This is a genomic window from Caballeronia sp. ATUFL_M2_KS44 (assembly GCF_023630965.1).
Lineage (GTDB): Bacteria > Pseudomonadota > Gammaproteobacteria > Burkholderiales > Burkholderiaceae > Caballeronia > Caballeronia concitans.
Genome location: NZ_JALQEA010000067.1, coordinates 144393 through 158245 on the forward strand (window position 1 = coordinate 144393; position 13853 = coordinate 158245).

At 64.1% G+C, this 13853-nt stretch carries 13 protein-coding genes; 5 read left to right on the top strand and 8 right to left on the bottom strand.

The genetic code is table 11. The features are described from left to right. Positions 1-201 precede the first annotated feature (201 nt). On the top strand, positions 202-645 hold the full coding sequence (locus NCR39_RS28310) for a universal stress protein (RefSeq protein ID WP_250456102.1): 444 nt from the start codon (positions 202-204) through the stop codon (positions 643-645). Positions 646-660: 15 nt separating this feature from the next. Continuing rightward, the gene (locus tag NCR39_RS28315; protein ID WP_250456103.1) at positions 661-981 is read left to right on the top strand and encodes a DUF1840 domain-containing protein; all 321 of its coding nucleotides are present in this window, start codon (positions 661-663) and stop codon (positions 979-981) included. Positions 982-1005: 24 nt separating this feature from the next. On the opposite strand, the gene NCR39_RS28320 is transcribed toward NCR39_RS28315, so the two are convergent. The 8 genes from NCR39_RS28320 to NCR39_RS28355 all read right to left on the bottom strand — a co-directional run bounded on the left by NCR39_RS28320 (position 1006) and on the right by NCR39_RS28355 (position 10230). After that, positions 1006-1191, bottom strand: a complete 186-nt coding sequence (locus NCR39_RS28320) for a hypothetical protein (RefSeq protein WP_250456104.1) — start codon at positions 1189-1191, stop codon at positions 1006-1008. A 111-nt stretch (positions 1192-1302) separates the two neighbouring features. Next, on the bottom strand, positions 1303-3078 hold the full coding sequence (locus tag NCR39_RS28325) for a glycoside hydrolase family 15 protein (protein ID WP_250456105.1): 1776 nt from the start codon (positions 3076-3078) through the stop codon (positions 1303-1305). Between the two features lie 5 nt (positions 3079-3083). After that, positions 3084-4085, bottom strand: a complete 1002-nt coding sequence (locus NCR39_RS28330) for an SDR family oxidoreductase (protein WP_250456106.1) — start codon at positions 4083-4085, stop codon at positions 3084-3086. After that, positions 4082-5770 (bottom strand): GMC family oxidoreductase, encoded by a 1689-nt coding sequence (locus NCR39_RS28335; RefSeq protein WP_250456107.1) that lies wholly within the window; start codon positions 5768-5770, stop codon positions 4082-4084. The genes NCR39_RS28330 and NCR39_RS28335 overlap by 4 nt, the downstream gene beginning before the upstream one ends. Continuing rightward, complete coding sequence (locus tag NCR39_RS28340) at positions 5730-6377, bottom strand: gluconate 2-dehydrogenase subunit 3 family protein (RefSeq protein WP_250456108.1); 648 nt, start codon at positions 6375-6377, stop codon at positions 5730-5732. The genes NCR39_RS28335 and NCR39_RS28340 overlap by 41 nt, the downstream gene beginning before the upstream one ends. After that, entirely contained in the window at positions 6374-7291 is a 918-nt protein-coding gene (locus NCR39_RS28345) for a hypothetical protein (protein WP_250456109.1), read from the bottom strand. The genes NCR39_RS28340 and NCR39_RS28345 overlap by 4 nt, the downstream gene beginning before the upstream one ends. A gap of 22 nt (positions 7292-7313) precedes the next feature. Further along, positions 7314-8420, bottom strand: coding sequence for an enolase C-terminal domain-like protein (locus tag NCR39_RS28350; RefSeq protein WP_250456110.1), 1107 nt, complete (start codon positions 8418-8420; stop codon positions 7314-7316). Between the two features lie 13 nt (positions 8421-8433). Beyond that, complete coding sequence (locus tag NCR39_RS28355) at positions 8434-10230, bottom strand: thiamine pyrophosphate-requiring protein (RefSeq protein ID WP_250456111.1); 1797 nt, start codon at positions 10228-10230, stop codon at positions 8434-8436. A 589-nt stretch (positions 10231-10819) separates the two neighbouring features. Between NCR39_RS28355 and NCR39_RS28360 the strand changes: the two genes are divergently transcribed. From NCR39_RS28360 to NCR39_RS28370, 3 genes are read left to right on the top strand one after another with little or no spacing between them, the layout of a single operon-like run. After that, positions 10820-11542 carry a GntR family transcriptional regulator gene (locus NCR39_RS28360; protein ID WP_250456112.1) on the top strand — a complete coding sequence of 241 codons (723 nt, stop codon included), beginning with the start codon at positions 10820-10822 and terminating at the stop codon, positions 11540-11542. Between the two features lie 58 nt (positions 11543-11600). Beyond that, on the top strand, positions 11601-12932 hold the full coding sequence (locus NCR39_RS28365) for an MFS transporter (protein ID WP_250456113.1): 1332 nt from the start codon (positions 11601-11603) through the stop codon (positions 12930-12932). Between the two features lie 54 nt (positions 12933-12986). Then, positions 12987-13841, top strand: a complete 855-nt coding sequence (locus tag NCR39_RS28370) for an amidohydrolase family protein (protein ID WP_250456114.1) — start codon at positions 12987-12989, stop codon at positions 13839-13841. The last annotated feature ends 12 nt before the right edge of the window (positions 13842-13853 follow it).

The following is a 13853-nucleotide window of genomic DNA, read 5'->3' on the forward strand; positions in this document are numbered from 1 at the left end:
GAGGGTTGGCACTCGGATGTCCGATATATCGGACAGTTATCTGGCGAGCCGGATTGATGGCAAAGTGTTGGACGCTAAAAAGGACCGCGCAAGCAGCCGGAACCCTAATTGCATCGGGAATTTTGTTGGTCTATGAACGCCATCGGCTTGTCGCATTTACATCACAGTGTGATATATTGAATCGACCGGGGCGGAGGCATCATGGCCAGCTATCGTCGGATCCTGTTGTGTTACAACGCCACTGCCGAGGGGCGTTGCGCGCTTCGTCTCGGCGCTCAACTGGCCCGTGAGCTTCACGCCGAAACGCATCTTCTTGCCGTCCTCGACGACACGGAGTGGACGCGCGGCCTCGAGGTCATTCCTGCCGTCTCCTTCGAACTCGAGCAGGAGACCGCGAAGGAAGTACTGCGTGAAGGCGTGAACAGGCTTGCGAATCTCGGCGTCGTCGCGCGGGGCCATCTGGCGATCGGCAACCCGATGATGCAGATTCCTTCGTTTGCAAAGGCGCTCGATATCGATCTCATCGTCGTCGGACATCATCCGAGCGGTCTTCTCTACCGCTGGTGGACCGGTCAGGACGATGGCCGGTTGCTCGATCGCGTCTCCTGCAGCGTGCTCGTGGCGATGGAACCGCAAGAGCGATAAGAAGGGAGTACGACCATGCTAGTCAAATTTCATTCGAATGCCACGCCCGATGTCGTCATGTTGCGCGACCTTGCGGGTTATCTTCTGGGCATTATCGGCAAGCGTATCGGGTCTAGAGGCGTCATTCCGCATGGCGAGGTAGACACCGCGATCGATCGCCTGGAGACGGTTCTAAAGGAAGACGAACGGATCGCTTACGAGCACGGTGCGGTCTATCATCCGCTGTCGCGTACGGCCGAGCCGAGCGGGATGGGGCTGCAGTCCCGCGCGCTTCCTTTCCTCGATATGTTGCGCGAAGCGAGGCGCAAGGACGCCGACATCATCTGGAGCGCGTAGGAGCTTAAGTGCCAAGCGAGACCGCTACGAAATGATCGGCACCGCTTCGATCAGCGCAAGGCCGATCAGCGCGCCGAGTACCGCGCCGACCAGTCGCGGATGCCAGCGCTCGAGATGCAGCGTGGCGAACAGCGCGCCGACGAAGATAATCCCCATCAGCGAAAACACGACGATGAGATATCCGATCTCGAAATCGTTGTCGATCAACATGGCACCTCCCGCTTCGACGCTTCTTTCAATATATATCATGATGTGACACATGCAAGCGATGACGCGAAAAGCGGTCTTGCAGCGATGGATGGCGTTCCATCGGCGATGAAGTCACCCGCCGCCTCGCTGCAATGTCCGTCCGCATAATCCGAGCGCCGTATTGACGACGGCGAGATGACTAAGTGCCTGCGGGAAATTGCCGGCGAGTTCGCGGCGCTGCGCGTTGTATTGCTCCGAAAACAGGCCGACGTCATTCGCGGTGGCGAGCACGCGCTCGAACTGCCGCCGCGCTTCTTCGCTGCGCCCCTGAAGGTTCAGGCAGTCGGCCATCCAGCAGGAACACGCGAGGAACGTGCCTTCATTCGAATCGCCAGCGTGCCGCGCACGGCGTCGAATCAGCCCGTCTTCGCAGAGGTCGCGGCGAATGCGCTCGATCGTCGAGGCCATGCGTGGGTCATCGGCGCAGAGGAATCCGACGAGCGGCATCAGCAAGAGACTGGCATCGAACGCTTCGCTGCCGTAATACTGCGTGAAGCTGCCGAGCCCCGCGTTCCAGCCTTCGCGAAGCACTTCGTCGCGAATGTGTTCGCGCAGCGCGGTCATCCGTTCGACGAGCGGCGAAGGAACGCCTTCGGCCGCGCGATGATTCGTGAAACGGTCGAGCGCCACCCAGAGCATGACGCGCGAATAGGTGTAATGCCGCGGCTCGCCGCGCGATTCCCAGATGCCAGCGCCAGGCAAACGCCACACCTTCTCGAGATGTTCGACGATGCGCGTTTCGATGAGGTGTTCGTGATCGGCGGGTTCGAGTCCGCCGCGCCGCGCGACGTCGAGACAGTCGACGACTTCGCCCAATACGTCGAGCTGATGCTGATGCGCCGCCGCATTGCCGACGCGCACGGGCTTCGCATAACGATGCCCCGGCAGCCAGTCCACAGTCCATTCGCGCAAGTGACGTCCGCCGTCCACGCGATACATGATGCGGCTGCGTTCCGGCGCGGACGCGATGGTGCGCAACAGCCAGTCGCGCCATGCGCGCGCTTCTTCGTGATACCCGGCGTTGAGCAGCGCGACCATCGCGAAACTCGTGTCGCGCAGCCACGCATAGCGATAGTCCCAGTTGAGCCGTCCGCCGGGCGCTTCGGGAAGCGAAGTCGTCGGGGCGGCGACAATCGCGCCCGTGCGATGATGCATCAGCGCTTTCAGCGTCAGCAGCGAACGCCGCACCGCTTGCGGCCACGCGGTCCGGCTGTCGTCGAACCGCGCGATCCAGTCGCGCCAGAAACGTTGCGTGTCGTGCAGCGCGTTCACCGCGTCGAGCGGGGCGGGCGGCGCTTCATGCGCGCGCGCGTAGCTCAGTGCGAAGCTGACGCACTCACCGGCCTTGACGGTGAAGCGCGCGTGCATCGCGCCGTTGCTCACGTCCATGCCGATGCCCGTTCGAAGCACCACGCGATCCGGTCCGATACACGCGTGCCATTCACTGCCGATGCGTTCGATCAACGGTTCGAGTTCGCCGTAGTTGAAGCGCAGCCGCAATTCCGAACGCATGTCGACGACGCCGCCCAGGCCGGTCACGATGCGCATCACCGAGCGCGGACCGTCGCCGACGGGCATGAAGTCGGTCACGCGCACCGCGCCGCCATCGGTTTCGAAGTCCGATTCGAGGACGAGCGTGTCCTCCTGATAACGGCGCGCCTGGCGCACGATGCGCGCGGCCGGTGCGAGCGTCCAGCAGCCGTTATCGGACGTGCCGAGGAGCGCCGCGAAGCACGCGTCGTCGTCGAAGCGCGGCCAGCATAGCCAGTCGATGGAAGCGTCGCGGCTGACGAGCGCAGCCGTGTTGCCGTCGCCAATGAGCGCATAGTCCTCGATGGGGCGGCTCATTCCACTCAACTCCGCCGTTTGACCGCAAGGCGCAGCAGGCCCACCGCGCCGATGCCCGCGAGCGCCCAGAAAACCGAGCGATGGCGGTCGGTGAACATCTCCCAGCTATGCCGTCGCGCTTCGTCGTCGAACCGGCCGTGCGCGCCGAAGTCGCCGGGCACGGGATCGAACAGATTGCCGGCGGCATTGCGTTCGAGCGGCTCGTCCGTGAGCTGGCCCGCATAGCCCGCGCGCGCCAGATAGCGGTCGATGAGCGCGGGTGCGACGCGATTCGCGAGAATCGCCTTCACGGTCGAGAAGCCGAGCCACACCTCGCGCCTGCGATGCGTCGCCGCGAAATAGATCGCGCGCGCGGCGACTTCCGGCTGAAAGATCGGCGCGACGGGGCGGGCGCGCTTGCCGGTCTTGTTCATCGCCCAGTCGAATTGCGGCGTGTTGATCGCGGGAAGCTCGACCACCGTCAGGTGCACGTTCAGCTTGTCGTGGATGATCTCCGAACGCAGCGAATCCGTGAAGCCGCGAATGGCGAACTTCGCGCCGCAATACACCGATTGCAGCGGCACCGAGCGATACGCCAGCGCCGAGCCGACATTGACGATGGTCCCGCGATTGCGCGTGCGCATGCGCGAGAGCGCCGACATCATGCCGTGGACCTGACCGAGATACGTGACGCGCGTGCCGCGTTCGATTTCGTCGGCGGTGAGCGCGGAGACGGGCGCGAACGCGGTCGCCATCGCGACGTTGACCCAGACATCGATCGGACCGAGCGCGTCTTCCACGTGCGATGCCGCCGCCTCGACGGCGCGCGCATCGGCGACATCGGTCGGAATGGCGAGCGCGCGCACGCCGAAGCGCGCTTCGATCTGCGCAGCGGCGCGCGTGAGCCGTTCGGCGTCGCGCGACAAGAGTGCGACGTCGTAGCCGTGGCGCGCGAATTCATCCGCCGCCGCGCGCCCGACACCCGCGCCCGCGCCGGTGACGACGGCGATCTTTCGTGTCTCGCTCATCGGATATCTCCACGCGCGGCGAGCGCCTCGATGCGGTCGGCGGTGCGCAGCGCGATCGCCTGTATCGTCAGTGACGGATTCACGCCGCCGACCGTCGGAAAGACGGAGCCGTCGCAGATCCACAAGTTGTCGATGTCCCAGCTTCGGCAATCGGCATCGACGACGCTCATTGCGGGATCGTCGCCCATGCGCGCGGTGCCGTTCAGGTGGCACGTGTCGTCGCTTTCGCGCCAGACGTCGCGCGCGCCGGCCGCTTCGAGCGCGAGGCTCATGAAGTCGAGCGAATGCGCGACGAGCCGCTTGTCGTTATCGCACAGCGAATAGGTCACGCGCGCGACGGGCAAGCCGTACTGATCCTTCTCGTCGGCGAGCGTCACGCGGTTGCGCTCCTGCGGCATGGTCTCGCCCACAATCTTCAACCCTGCCTGATGGTTGTACTTCTGCATCTCGTCGAGTAGCTGCTGGCCCCAGAGACCTCGCCCGTTCTGCGTCGATGCCCACGCCACCGGCAGCGGTCCCTGGCTCATGTAGCAATAGCCGCCGAAGAAGTCCTTGCCCTTGTCCTCGTAATTCCAGTGCTCGGTCAGCGCAAGCGACGGCGGCCCCTTGTACCAGCGCACTTCTTCGTCCATCGTGCCCCACGCGGCCTGATTGGTCTGCACCATCAGATTCTTGCCGACGAGACCCGAGCGATTGGCGAGGCCATCGGGAAAGCGGTCCGTCGCGGAGTTGAGCAACAGGCGCGGCGTTTCGATCGCGTATCCCGCGACCACGACATTGCGTGCGCGCTGAAACTGCCAGCGTCCTTCGCGGAAATATTCGACGCCGGTGGCGCGCCCGTCGTCGCCCATGACGATGCGGCCCACCATCGCGAGATCGCGTATCTCCGCGCCGGCTCGCACGGCGCGCGGTATCCACGTGACGAGCGCGCTTTGCTTCGCGTTCGTCGCGCAACCCGACACGCAGAAGCCGCGATACACGCACGGATGCGCTTCGCCGCGCGGCGCGGAGACCGTGGCGAGCGGCGTCGGCGCCCAGTCGATGCCGAGCGCTTCGCAGCCGCGCGCCAGCACGAGCGCCGCCGCGTTCAGCTCATGCGCGCGATACGGATAGCGCGGCCGCTTCGGTCCCCACGGATAGTTCACCGGCCCCGCGATCTTCAGCGCCTCTTCGACTTCGCCGTAATAGCGCCACATCTCGCGCCAGTCGATCGGCCAGTCCGCCCCGTAGCCGAGCAGCGTGCGCGACTTGAACCATTCCGGCCGGAAGCGCAGCGAGACCATCGCGAAGTGAACGGTGCTGCCGCCCACGGACTTGCCGCTGTTGTTGTTGCCGAGCTTGAGCGGATTGTCGCCGTCGCAAATGCGCTCGTCGGTCCAGAAGAGCTTGCCCTGATGCGTCTCGTCGGACGCGAACTCTTCGAGCGGACGCCACCACGCGCCGGCATCGAACGCGACGACCTTGAAGCCTTTCTCCGCGAGACGGCAGGCAAGCGTGCCGCCGCCCGCGCCCGTGCCGACGATCGCGAAGTCCACCGCTTCGTCCTGCGGATACTCGCGCATCGGAATCCATGCGCCGGGATGGAACACGTCGGGCGCGCGTCCGTTCTTGCCGCGCGGGACGTGCTGCGCGTCGTTCGGCGAATCAGCGGACACGGCGATTCTCCTTCTGCGCGGCTTCCTCATGGCCGGGTTTGGCTTCGGCGGCTTCCCACGGATCGCGCCGGTTGGCGACCATGCGCACGTAGCCGCGCGGATTGGCCGGCCCGCCGAAGCCGATTTCGCTCCACACCTGCGGATGCGCGTAGTACATCCCGCAGATGTCGTGCAGCACGCGCTCCGTGAAAAAGAGGGCGGGCGGCATGCCTTTCCATTCGGCGTGGTCGAGCTTGCCTTGCTGCATGCCGATGAGAAGCGCATGGCGCGCGTCATCGCCGATGCTCGCGAACGGCAACTCGTGACGCGCACGGCTTTCGGCATCCAGCGCGCGAAGGCCGATGCGCCACGCATCGCGCATGGGCGGCAGACGCGCATCGCGATAGCCGTCGCCGGTATTCTTCGCGAGGCGCGCATCGACGAGCGCGGCGACGGGCACCGCTGGGCGCTGCCGATCTTGCGGCACGATGCACGCGCACAGCGCGCAGAGCGCGCGCCATTCGACGGCATCGAAGAAGTGCGGGCCGTCGGGCGTCGCGAGCCGTTCGTCGATGACATGGCGCGTGACGTCGTCCCATGACGGCGTGTCGCGCTTGTTCATCACGTCGTAATCGGGATAGCGGGGCAGGTGCTTCATTTCTTCTCGGTCTCCCGAAGACGCAGCGCCGCGAGTCCCGCGAGTGCGAGCGCCGAAAAACTCGGCGGTGCGGGCAGCGGCGGTCCGTTGAACAGATTCTGGCTCCAGTTGCGCCAGCCGCCACGCGCGCGCGCGACGCCGCGTGCATGAAAGCCGACACCGATGAACCCGAGCGCCGTCGTCACGCGCAGCCACAGCCGCGTGAACCTGTGTTCGCGCGGGCGGGCGAGGGCGGCATCGACGAGCAGCGCCGATGCGACCGGCGGAATGACGACCGGCGCGTACATGGCCGGGTTCTGGAACGCGCCGCGAAAATGCAGCAGCGCGACTTCGCCGAGCGTGCCGAGCAGTCCGGCGCTCGTGACGAGCGCGAGCGCCTGTCCTGCCGGCATGCCGAAAAGACGCGGCTCGTGCGCGGGTTCGTCGCGCAGCCGTTCGGATACCGCGCCGAGCGCGCCGGAAAGCAGCAACGCCATCGGCGCGCCGATCGGCGCCGCATAGAAGAGGTTGTGCCAGCTCCATCCGCCGGGGCGCTTCGTGATGTTGTACAGATGAAACCCCGTGCCTGCGACGCCCGCGAGCGCCGCGCCGACATAGACGGCATCGCGCACCGGATGACGCGCCGGCTCGTGATCGGAGCCGCCGTGCAGGCCGGCGAACAGCGACAGCGTAGAGACGACGAGCGGCGTGTACATCGCGGGATTGTCGAAGGAGCCGCGATAGTGCTCCATCGCGCTGTCCGTCAGCACGGAAAGCGCGAGCAGCGCCGAGCTTCGGTTGAACGTGCGCGCGGTGTCGATATGCGTCTCTACCGCCGGACGATGCGCGTTGCGTCCGCCGAGACGCACGAGCGCGAGTCCCGCCGCAGCGATCCCGCAGCCGATGGCGATGTCGATCGTTCTGGTTTGGGTCATGTCGTTCGATTTTCCGCGCGTGTCAGACCGCATACCGATGCGCATCCGCATGCCTGAAATCGAGGCCGCAACCGGGCCTCGACCAGTCCGGCGAGATCGCGCCGTCGCGCGCATGCGGTGCGCCGTCGAAGAGCATCGACTCGATGCGGACGTGATCGTGAAACCATTCCTGATGCCGCAGACGCGGCGCGGCGCAGGCCACATGCAGATGCAGCGCGGGCGCGCAGTGCGCCGACAGCGGCACATGAAACGCGTCGCACAGCGTCGCCGCGCGCAGGAAGCCCGTGATGCCGCCGCAGCGCGTGACGTCGGCCTGAAGCACATCGACGGCTTCGTTCGCGAGCAGCGCGCGGAAGTCGTCGATCGTGAAGCCGTACTCGCCCGCGGCCAGTTCGATATGCGCGGGCAGCGCGTCGCGCAACGATGCAAGGCCCGCGATATCGTCCGACGACACCGGCTCCTCGAACCACTCGACGCCGTACTGCGCGAACCGTTGCGCGTAGAAGAGCGCCTGCTTGCGATCGAGCGCGCCGTTGGCATCGACAAAGAGGCCCGCGTCATCGCCGATCGCTTCGCGCGCGACGGCCACGCGATGCGGATCGCGCGACGGCTCCGTGCCGATCTTGATCTTGACCCAGCGGCATCCGTCTTCATGCACCCAGCTCGTAAGCTGGTCGCGGATTTCGTCGTCCGTATACGTCGTGAAACCGCCGCTGCCATAGAGCGGCACGCGGCTGCGCACCGCGCCGAGCAGACGCGCAAGCGGTATGTCGAGCAGCCGCGCCTTGACGTCCCACAGCGCGCAATCGAGCGCCGATATCGCGCACGCGGCGATGCCCGAGCGGCCGATGTTTCGCACGTGCTGCTGCATGCGCATCCAGAGCGCATCGATATGCCAGGCGTCTTCGTCGATGAGCGTCGGCGCGAGCGTCGATTCGATGAAGCGCGCGGTGACTGCGTCGTTGTACGTATAGCCGATGCCCGTCTTGCCCGCCGCCGTGACTTCCGCGACGACGAGCGTCGTGGACGTCCAGGCGTAAGTGCCGTCGGCTTCGGGACGGTCGGTCGGAATGGTGTAGGCGCGCGCCCGAACGGCTTCGACCGGCGCTTCGCGTTTGGTCAGATGCATGGCGCGGCTTCGTTCATTTGTCTTTGTGCCCCGGCAGGACGGCGCCGAGCACTTGCTTCGCGGTATCGACGATCACGTTGCCTTCGTTGGGATCGCCCTCGAAAAGTGTAGTCGCGAACGCCTTCGCCTGTTGCAGCGTGATGTGCGGCGGCAGCGGCGGCACGTTAGGATCGGCTTTCACTTCGATCACGACAGGCCGATCCGACGCCAGCGCTTCGTCCCATACGGCCGCCATGCGCTCGGCATCGTCGACATAGAAGCCGCGCAAGCCGATCATCTCCGCGAACCGGTGATACGGCACCGACGGAATCTCCTGCGATGCCTCGAACTTCGGATCGCCGTTCATCACGCGCTGCTCCCACGTGACCTGGTTCAGGTCTTCGTTGTTGAGCACCATGCAGATCCATCGCGGATCGGACCATTGCTTCCAATACTTCGCGACGGTGATGAGTTCGGCCATGTTGTTCATCTGCATCGCGCCATCGCCGACGAGCGCGATCACGGGCCGCTCGGGATGCGCGAACTTGGCGGCAATCGCATACGGCACCGCCGCGCCCATCGATGCGAGACCGCCCGATAAAGAGCACATCATGCCGCGTTTTACTTTGAGATCGCGCGCGTACCAGTTGGCGCACGATCCTGAATCGCTCGTGACGATGGCATTCGACGGCACGCGCGGCGACAGTTCCCATACGGTGCGCTGCGGATTCACGCCGCTTTGCGCAGGCTCCAGCGCGCGTTTTTCGAGCTTCTTCCACCAGTCGCCCATCCAGCCTTCGATGTCCTTGCGCCATGCGTGATCGCTCTTCTGTTGCAGCAGCGGCAGCAGCGCGCGCAAGGTCTCGGCGCTATCGCCGACGAGATTCACTTCCATCGGATAGCGGATGGACAGCATGTCCGGCTTGATATCGATCTGCACGCCGCGCGCCTGTCCTTCCTTCGGCAGAAACTCGGAGTAAGGAAAGCCCGAGCCGATCATCAGCAGCGTGTCGCATTCGGTCATCAGCTTGTAGCTCGGCTCGGTGCCGAGCAGGCCGATCGAACCTGTCACATACGGGAGATCGTCGGGCAACGCGGCCTTGCCGAGCAGCGCTTTCGCGACGCCCGCGCCGAGCTTGTCGGCCACGGCGATCACTTCATCGGTTGCCTGAAGCGCGCCCGCGCCGACGAGAATTGCGACCTTCTTGCCCGCGTTGAGCACATCGGCGGCGCGTTGAAGATCATCGGCATAAGGCACGACTTTGGGCGCGCTGAAACCCACGCCCGAATGCAGCGTGCCGTGCTTGCGCGCGGGCGCTTCGTATTCGAGATCCTGCAGATCGTTCGGCAGAATCAGCGCCGCGACCCTGCGTTCGCCTATCGCCGTGCGGATCGCGCGATCGACGAGATGCCGGATCTGCGCCGGCACGCTCGCCTGTTCCACGAAAGCGCCGGCGACGTCCTTGAACATCGACTGCAAATCGACTTCCTGCTGGTAATGTCCGCCGAGCGCGGCACGCGCCTGTTGACCCGCGATGGCGAGCACGGGCATGTGATCGAGCCGCGCATCGTAAAGACCGGTAAGCAAATGCGCGGCACCGGGGCCGGATGTCGCGAGGCATACCCCGAGTTCGCCGGTGAACTTGGCATGCGCGGAAGCCATGAACGCGGCCATTTCCTCGTGCCGCGCCTGAATGAATTCGATCTTGCCCTTCGCGCGATTCAACGCGCCCAAGATGCCGTTGATGCCGTCGCCGGGATAGCCATAAATGCGACGCACGCCCCAGGCGTGGAGACGGTCGACCAGAAAGTCGCCGACGGTGGTGGACATGGTTTGCTCCTCGAACGCTTCGATGAGAACTGCGGACAAGCCACAGATATGTCACACCGTGACGCAACGCGCGTGCCGCGCCGATGCCTTTATTCGTTGCGAAAGCCCGGCGTGAGGAATGTCAGATGTCTGCAAGAAACTCACGGACGTTCTGATTTCGTTCAGATGCGTGAAAATGGACCTGCGCATATGTCGCGCGCCGCACATCATCGAGTGGATTTAACACGCCGCAGTCGTTCTTCACGAGCAAACGAGGCGCAACGTCCGATTGGCACGCTTTTCAAACGTTTGAAAAAATATCACGACGTGATACAAGGTTGCGCGCGCCGATGCCTGGTGCAAGTGACCGTCCCGATGAAACTGTCGCCATTCGCCGGAGGTGAATGCATCCATCGAGGCCCCCATCGAAGAAAACCGCGTGCTCGCATGCCGTTTGAATCATAGGCGCCGATGCTGCCTTCGCAAGCGATTCGAACGTGCGTGCACACGCGATGCGCGATAAACGATGCGTCGCGTCGGCAGGGTTATCCCCCATCCATTTCGAACGAAAACATGTAATCATATATATGAATTCGATGGAGAGACGATCATGCAGGCCGATGGCCGCTTACCCCGTTATCAGCGCCTGCGAGATGAAATGGTCGCCCTGATCGCGGCTCGTCATTGGCGTCCGGGCGAAGCGATTCCCACCGAACAAGCGCTTTCCCAAAGCTACGGTCTGGCCGTCGGCACGGTGAGAAAGGCCGTCGATCTGCTCGTCGCGGAAGGGCTGCTCGAGCGCTTTCAGGGAAGAGGGACGTTCGTGCGCCGCGCGAACTTCGACGCTTCTCTGTTTCGCTTCTTTCGCTTCCAGACGCGGCAAGGCGAACGGCGCATTCCGGAGAGCCGCATACTGCGGCGCGAAGTGGTCGACGCGCCGTCGGCGGTCGCCGCGACACTGCAGATATCGCGCACGGCGCGCGTGATTCAGATGTCGCGTCTGCGGCTGATCGACGGCGTTCCGATGCTCGCCGAAGAAATCTGGCTGCCCTACGCACGATTCGCGGCGTTCGCGAAGATGGACCTGAACGAAGTCGGTGATCTTCTTTATCCGGTGTACGAGACGCAGTGCAATCAGATCGTGGCGTCCGCCACGGAAACGCTCACCGTCGAAGCCATCGGCGCGCGGCATGCGAGGCTCTTGAACATCGAACCGGGTACGCCGGCCGTCGTCATCGAACGTCTCGCATTCGGCTACGATCGCCAGCCGCTCGAATGGCGCCGTTCGCGCGGTCCCGCCAGTGAATTCATCTATCAAGCGGAGATCCGCTAGCTATCGAACGCTAACGGAAACACTCGATTCGAATATAAAACCGCGACGCGGAGACGGCATGTTCAACTGGTTCAGGGAAATTTCGGGCAATGAACGCCGGACGTTCTGGGCGTGCTTCGGCGGATGGGCGCTCGATTCGCTCGACGTTCAGATGTTCAGCCTCGTGATTCCGGCGATCATCGCCGAGTGGTCGATCAGCCGCACGCAAGCGGGACTGGTCAGCGGCGTCACGCTGGTTGCATCGGCGTTGGGCGGATGGATCGCCGGCATGCTGTCGGACCGCTTCGGGCGCGTCAGAACGCTTCAATGGACGGTCGCGTGCTTTTCCGTCTTTACCTTCCTGTGCGCGTTCGCGCAGAACTATCCGCAGTTTCTCGTGCTGAAGACGTTGCAGGGTTTCGGCTTCGGCGGTGAATGGGCCGCAGGCGCCGTGCTGATGGCCGAGACCATCCGCAACGAGCATCGCGGCAAGGCAATGGGCAGTGTGCAGAGCGCGTGGTCCGTCGGCTGGGGCGCAGCCGTGCTGCTCTATGCGCTGATGTTTTCCCTGATGCCCGCGGCCACGGCATGGCGCGTGATGTTCGCAATCGGCATCGTTCCCGCGCTTCTCATTCTTTACGTTCGACGCGGCGTGCAGGAACCGAACCCGTCGGCGCAATCGGCGCAATCGGCGCAATCGGCGCAATCGGCGCAATCGGCGCAATCGGCGCGCGCGCGTCGCGCTGAGACGGCGACGGATGCGGTGACCGGCATCTTTTCGGCGGGCATGCTCCGCATGACGTTGATCGGCGCGCTGCTGGGCGTCGGCGCGCACGGCGGTTACTACGCGCTCATGACCTGGCTGCCCACGTTTCTAAAGAGCGAGCGCCATCTTTCCGTGCTGAGTACCGGCGGTTATCTCGCTGTCGTGATCGTCGCGTTCTTTTGCGGATGCCTCGTGAGCGCGCAGTTGCTCGATCGTATCGGTCGTCGTAAAACCATCCTCACATTCGCGATCTGCTGCGTGATAACGGTGGTCGCGTACCTGTTTCTTCCGCTCGGCAATACCGCGATGCTGTTCTTCGGCTTCCCGTTGGGTTTTTTCGCGGCGGGCATTCCGGCAAGCATGGGCGCGCTGTTCAACGAACTGTATCCGCGCGGAATGCGCGGCACGGGTGTCGGGTTCTGCTACAACTTCGGTCGCGTCGTATCAGCGGGATTTCCGGTGCTGGTCGGGCATATGTCCGCGAATATGTCGCTTGGAACGGCAATCGGCATCGATGCAGGCGTGGCTTACGCAATCGTCGTGCTGTCCGTGCTGATGCTGCCCGAGACAAGAGGCCGCGTGCTAGGCGAAGCTGCCCCCGATACGGCGGACGCGAGCCCGCTTGCTCACGCTCGAAGGCATTGACCGAGCGGCCCTTGGTTTGCGGCCGGGCGCAATCATTGATGGAGAAATTGTTCAATGCTCTCTGAGTCGGTGACGGACGCGAGCAGTCGGAACGACGCGCGTCGTATCGATACGCATGCTCATGTTTTCAGGCGCGGTCTTCCGCTTGCGCAGCATCGCCGATATGCGCCGGATTACGATGCGCCGCTCGATGCATACCTCGCGCAACTCGATGCGCACCAGATAGCGCGCGGCGTGCTCGTGCAGCCCAGCTTTCTCGGCACCGATTGCAGCTATCTGCTGCATGCGTTGAGTGGCGCGCGTGACAGGCTGCGTGGCGTCGCCGTGATCGCGCGCGATTGCGGGCCGGACTTGCTGACTGACATGGCCGAAGCGGGCATCGCGGGAATCCGGCTGAATCTGATCGGACATGCCGATCACCCGCTCGACCACTGGATAAGCGCCCGCACGCTGGCTCATGTTCGCGAACTCGGATGGCACGTCGAAGTGCACGCGGAAGCAGCGAGGCTCAACGGCATCGTCGTGGCGCTTCTGGATGCGGGCGTCAATGTCGTCGTCGATCATTTCGGCAGGCCCGATCCTGCTCTCGGTGCGAGCGATCCCGGCTTTCGACGCCTTCTCGAATTCGGTGCATCAAAGCGCGTCTGGGTGAAGGTGTCCGGCGCATATCGGAACTGGCCGGGCAATCGCGTGGCTGACGATGAAGCCCGCAAGGCATTCGATCTCTTGAAGGACGCCTTCGGCGTGCATCGACTCATGTGGGGAAGTGACTGGCCTCATACGCAGTTCGAAACTTCCGATCGATTCGCGAGATCGCTTGAACTGTTGAACGCGCTCGTTCCGGACGACAAGGAGCGTGACGTCGTTTTGGCGGACACGCCGGCGCGCCTCTACATGTTCGATGACTAGGCGGCAACGCAT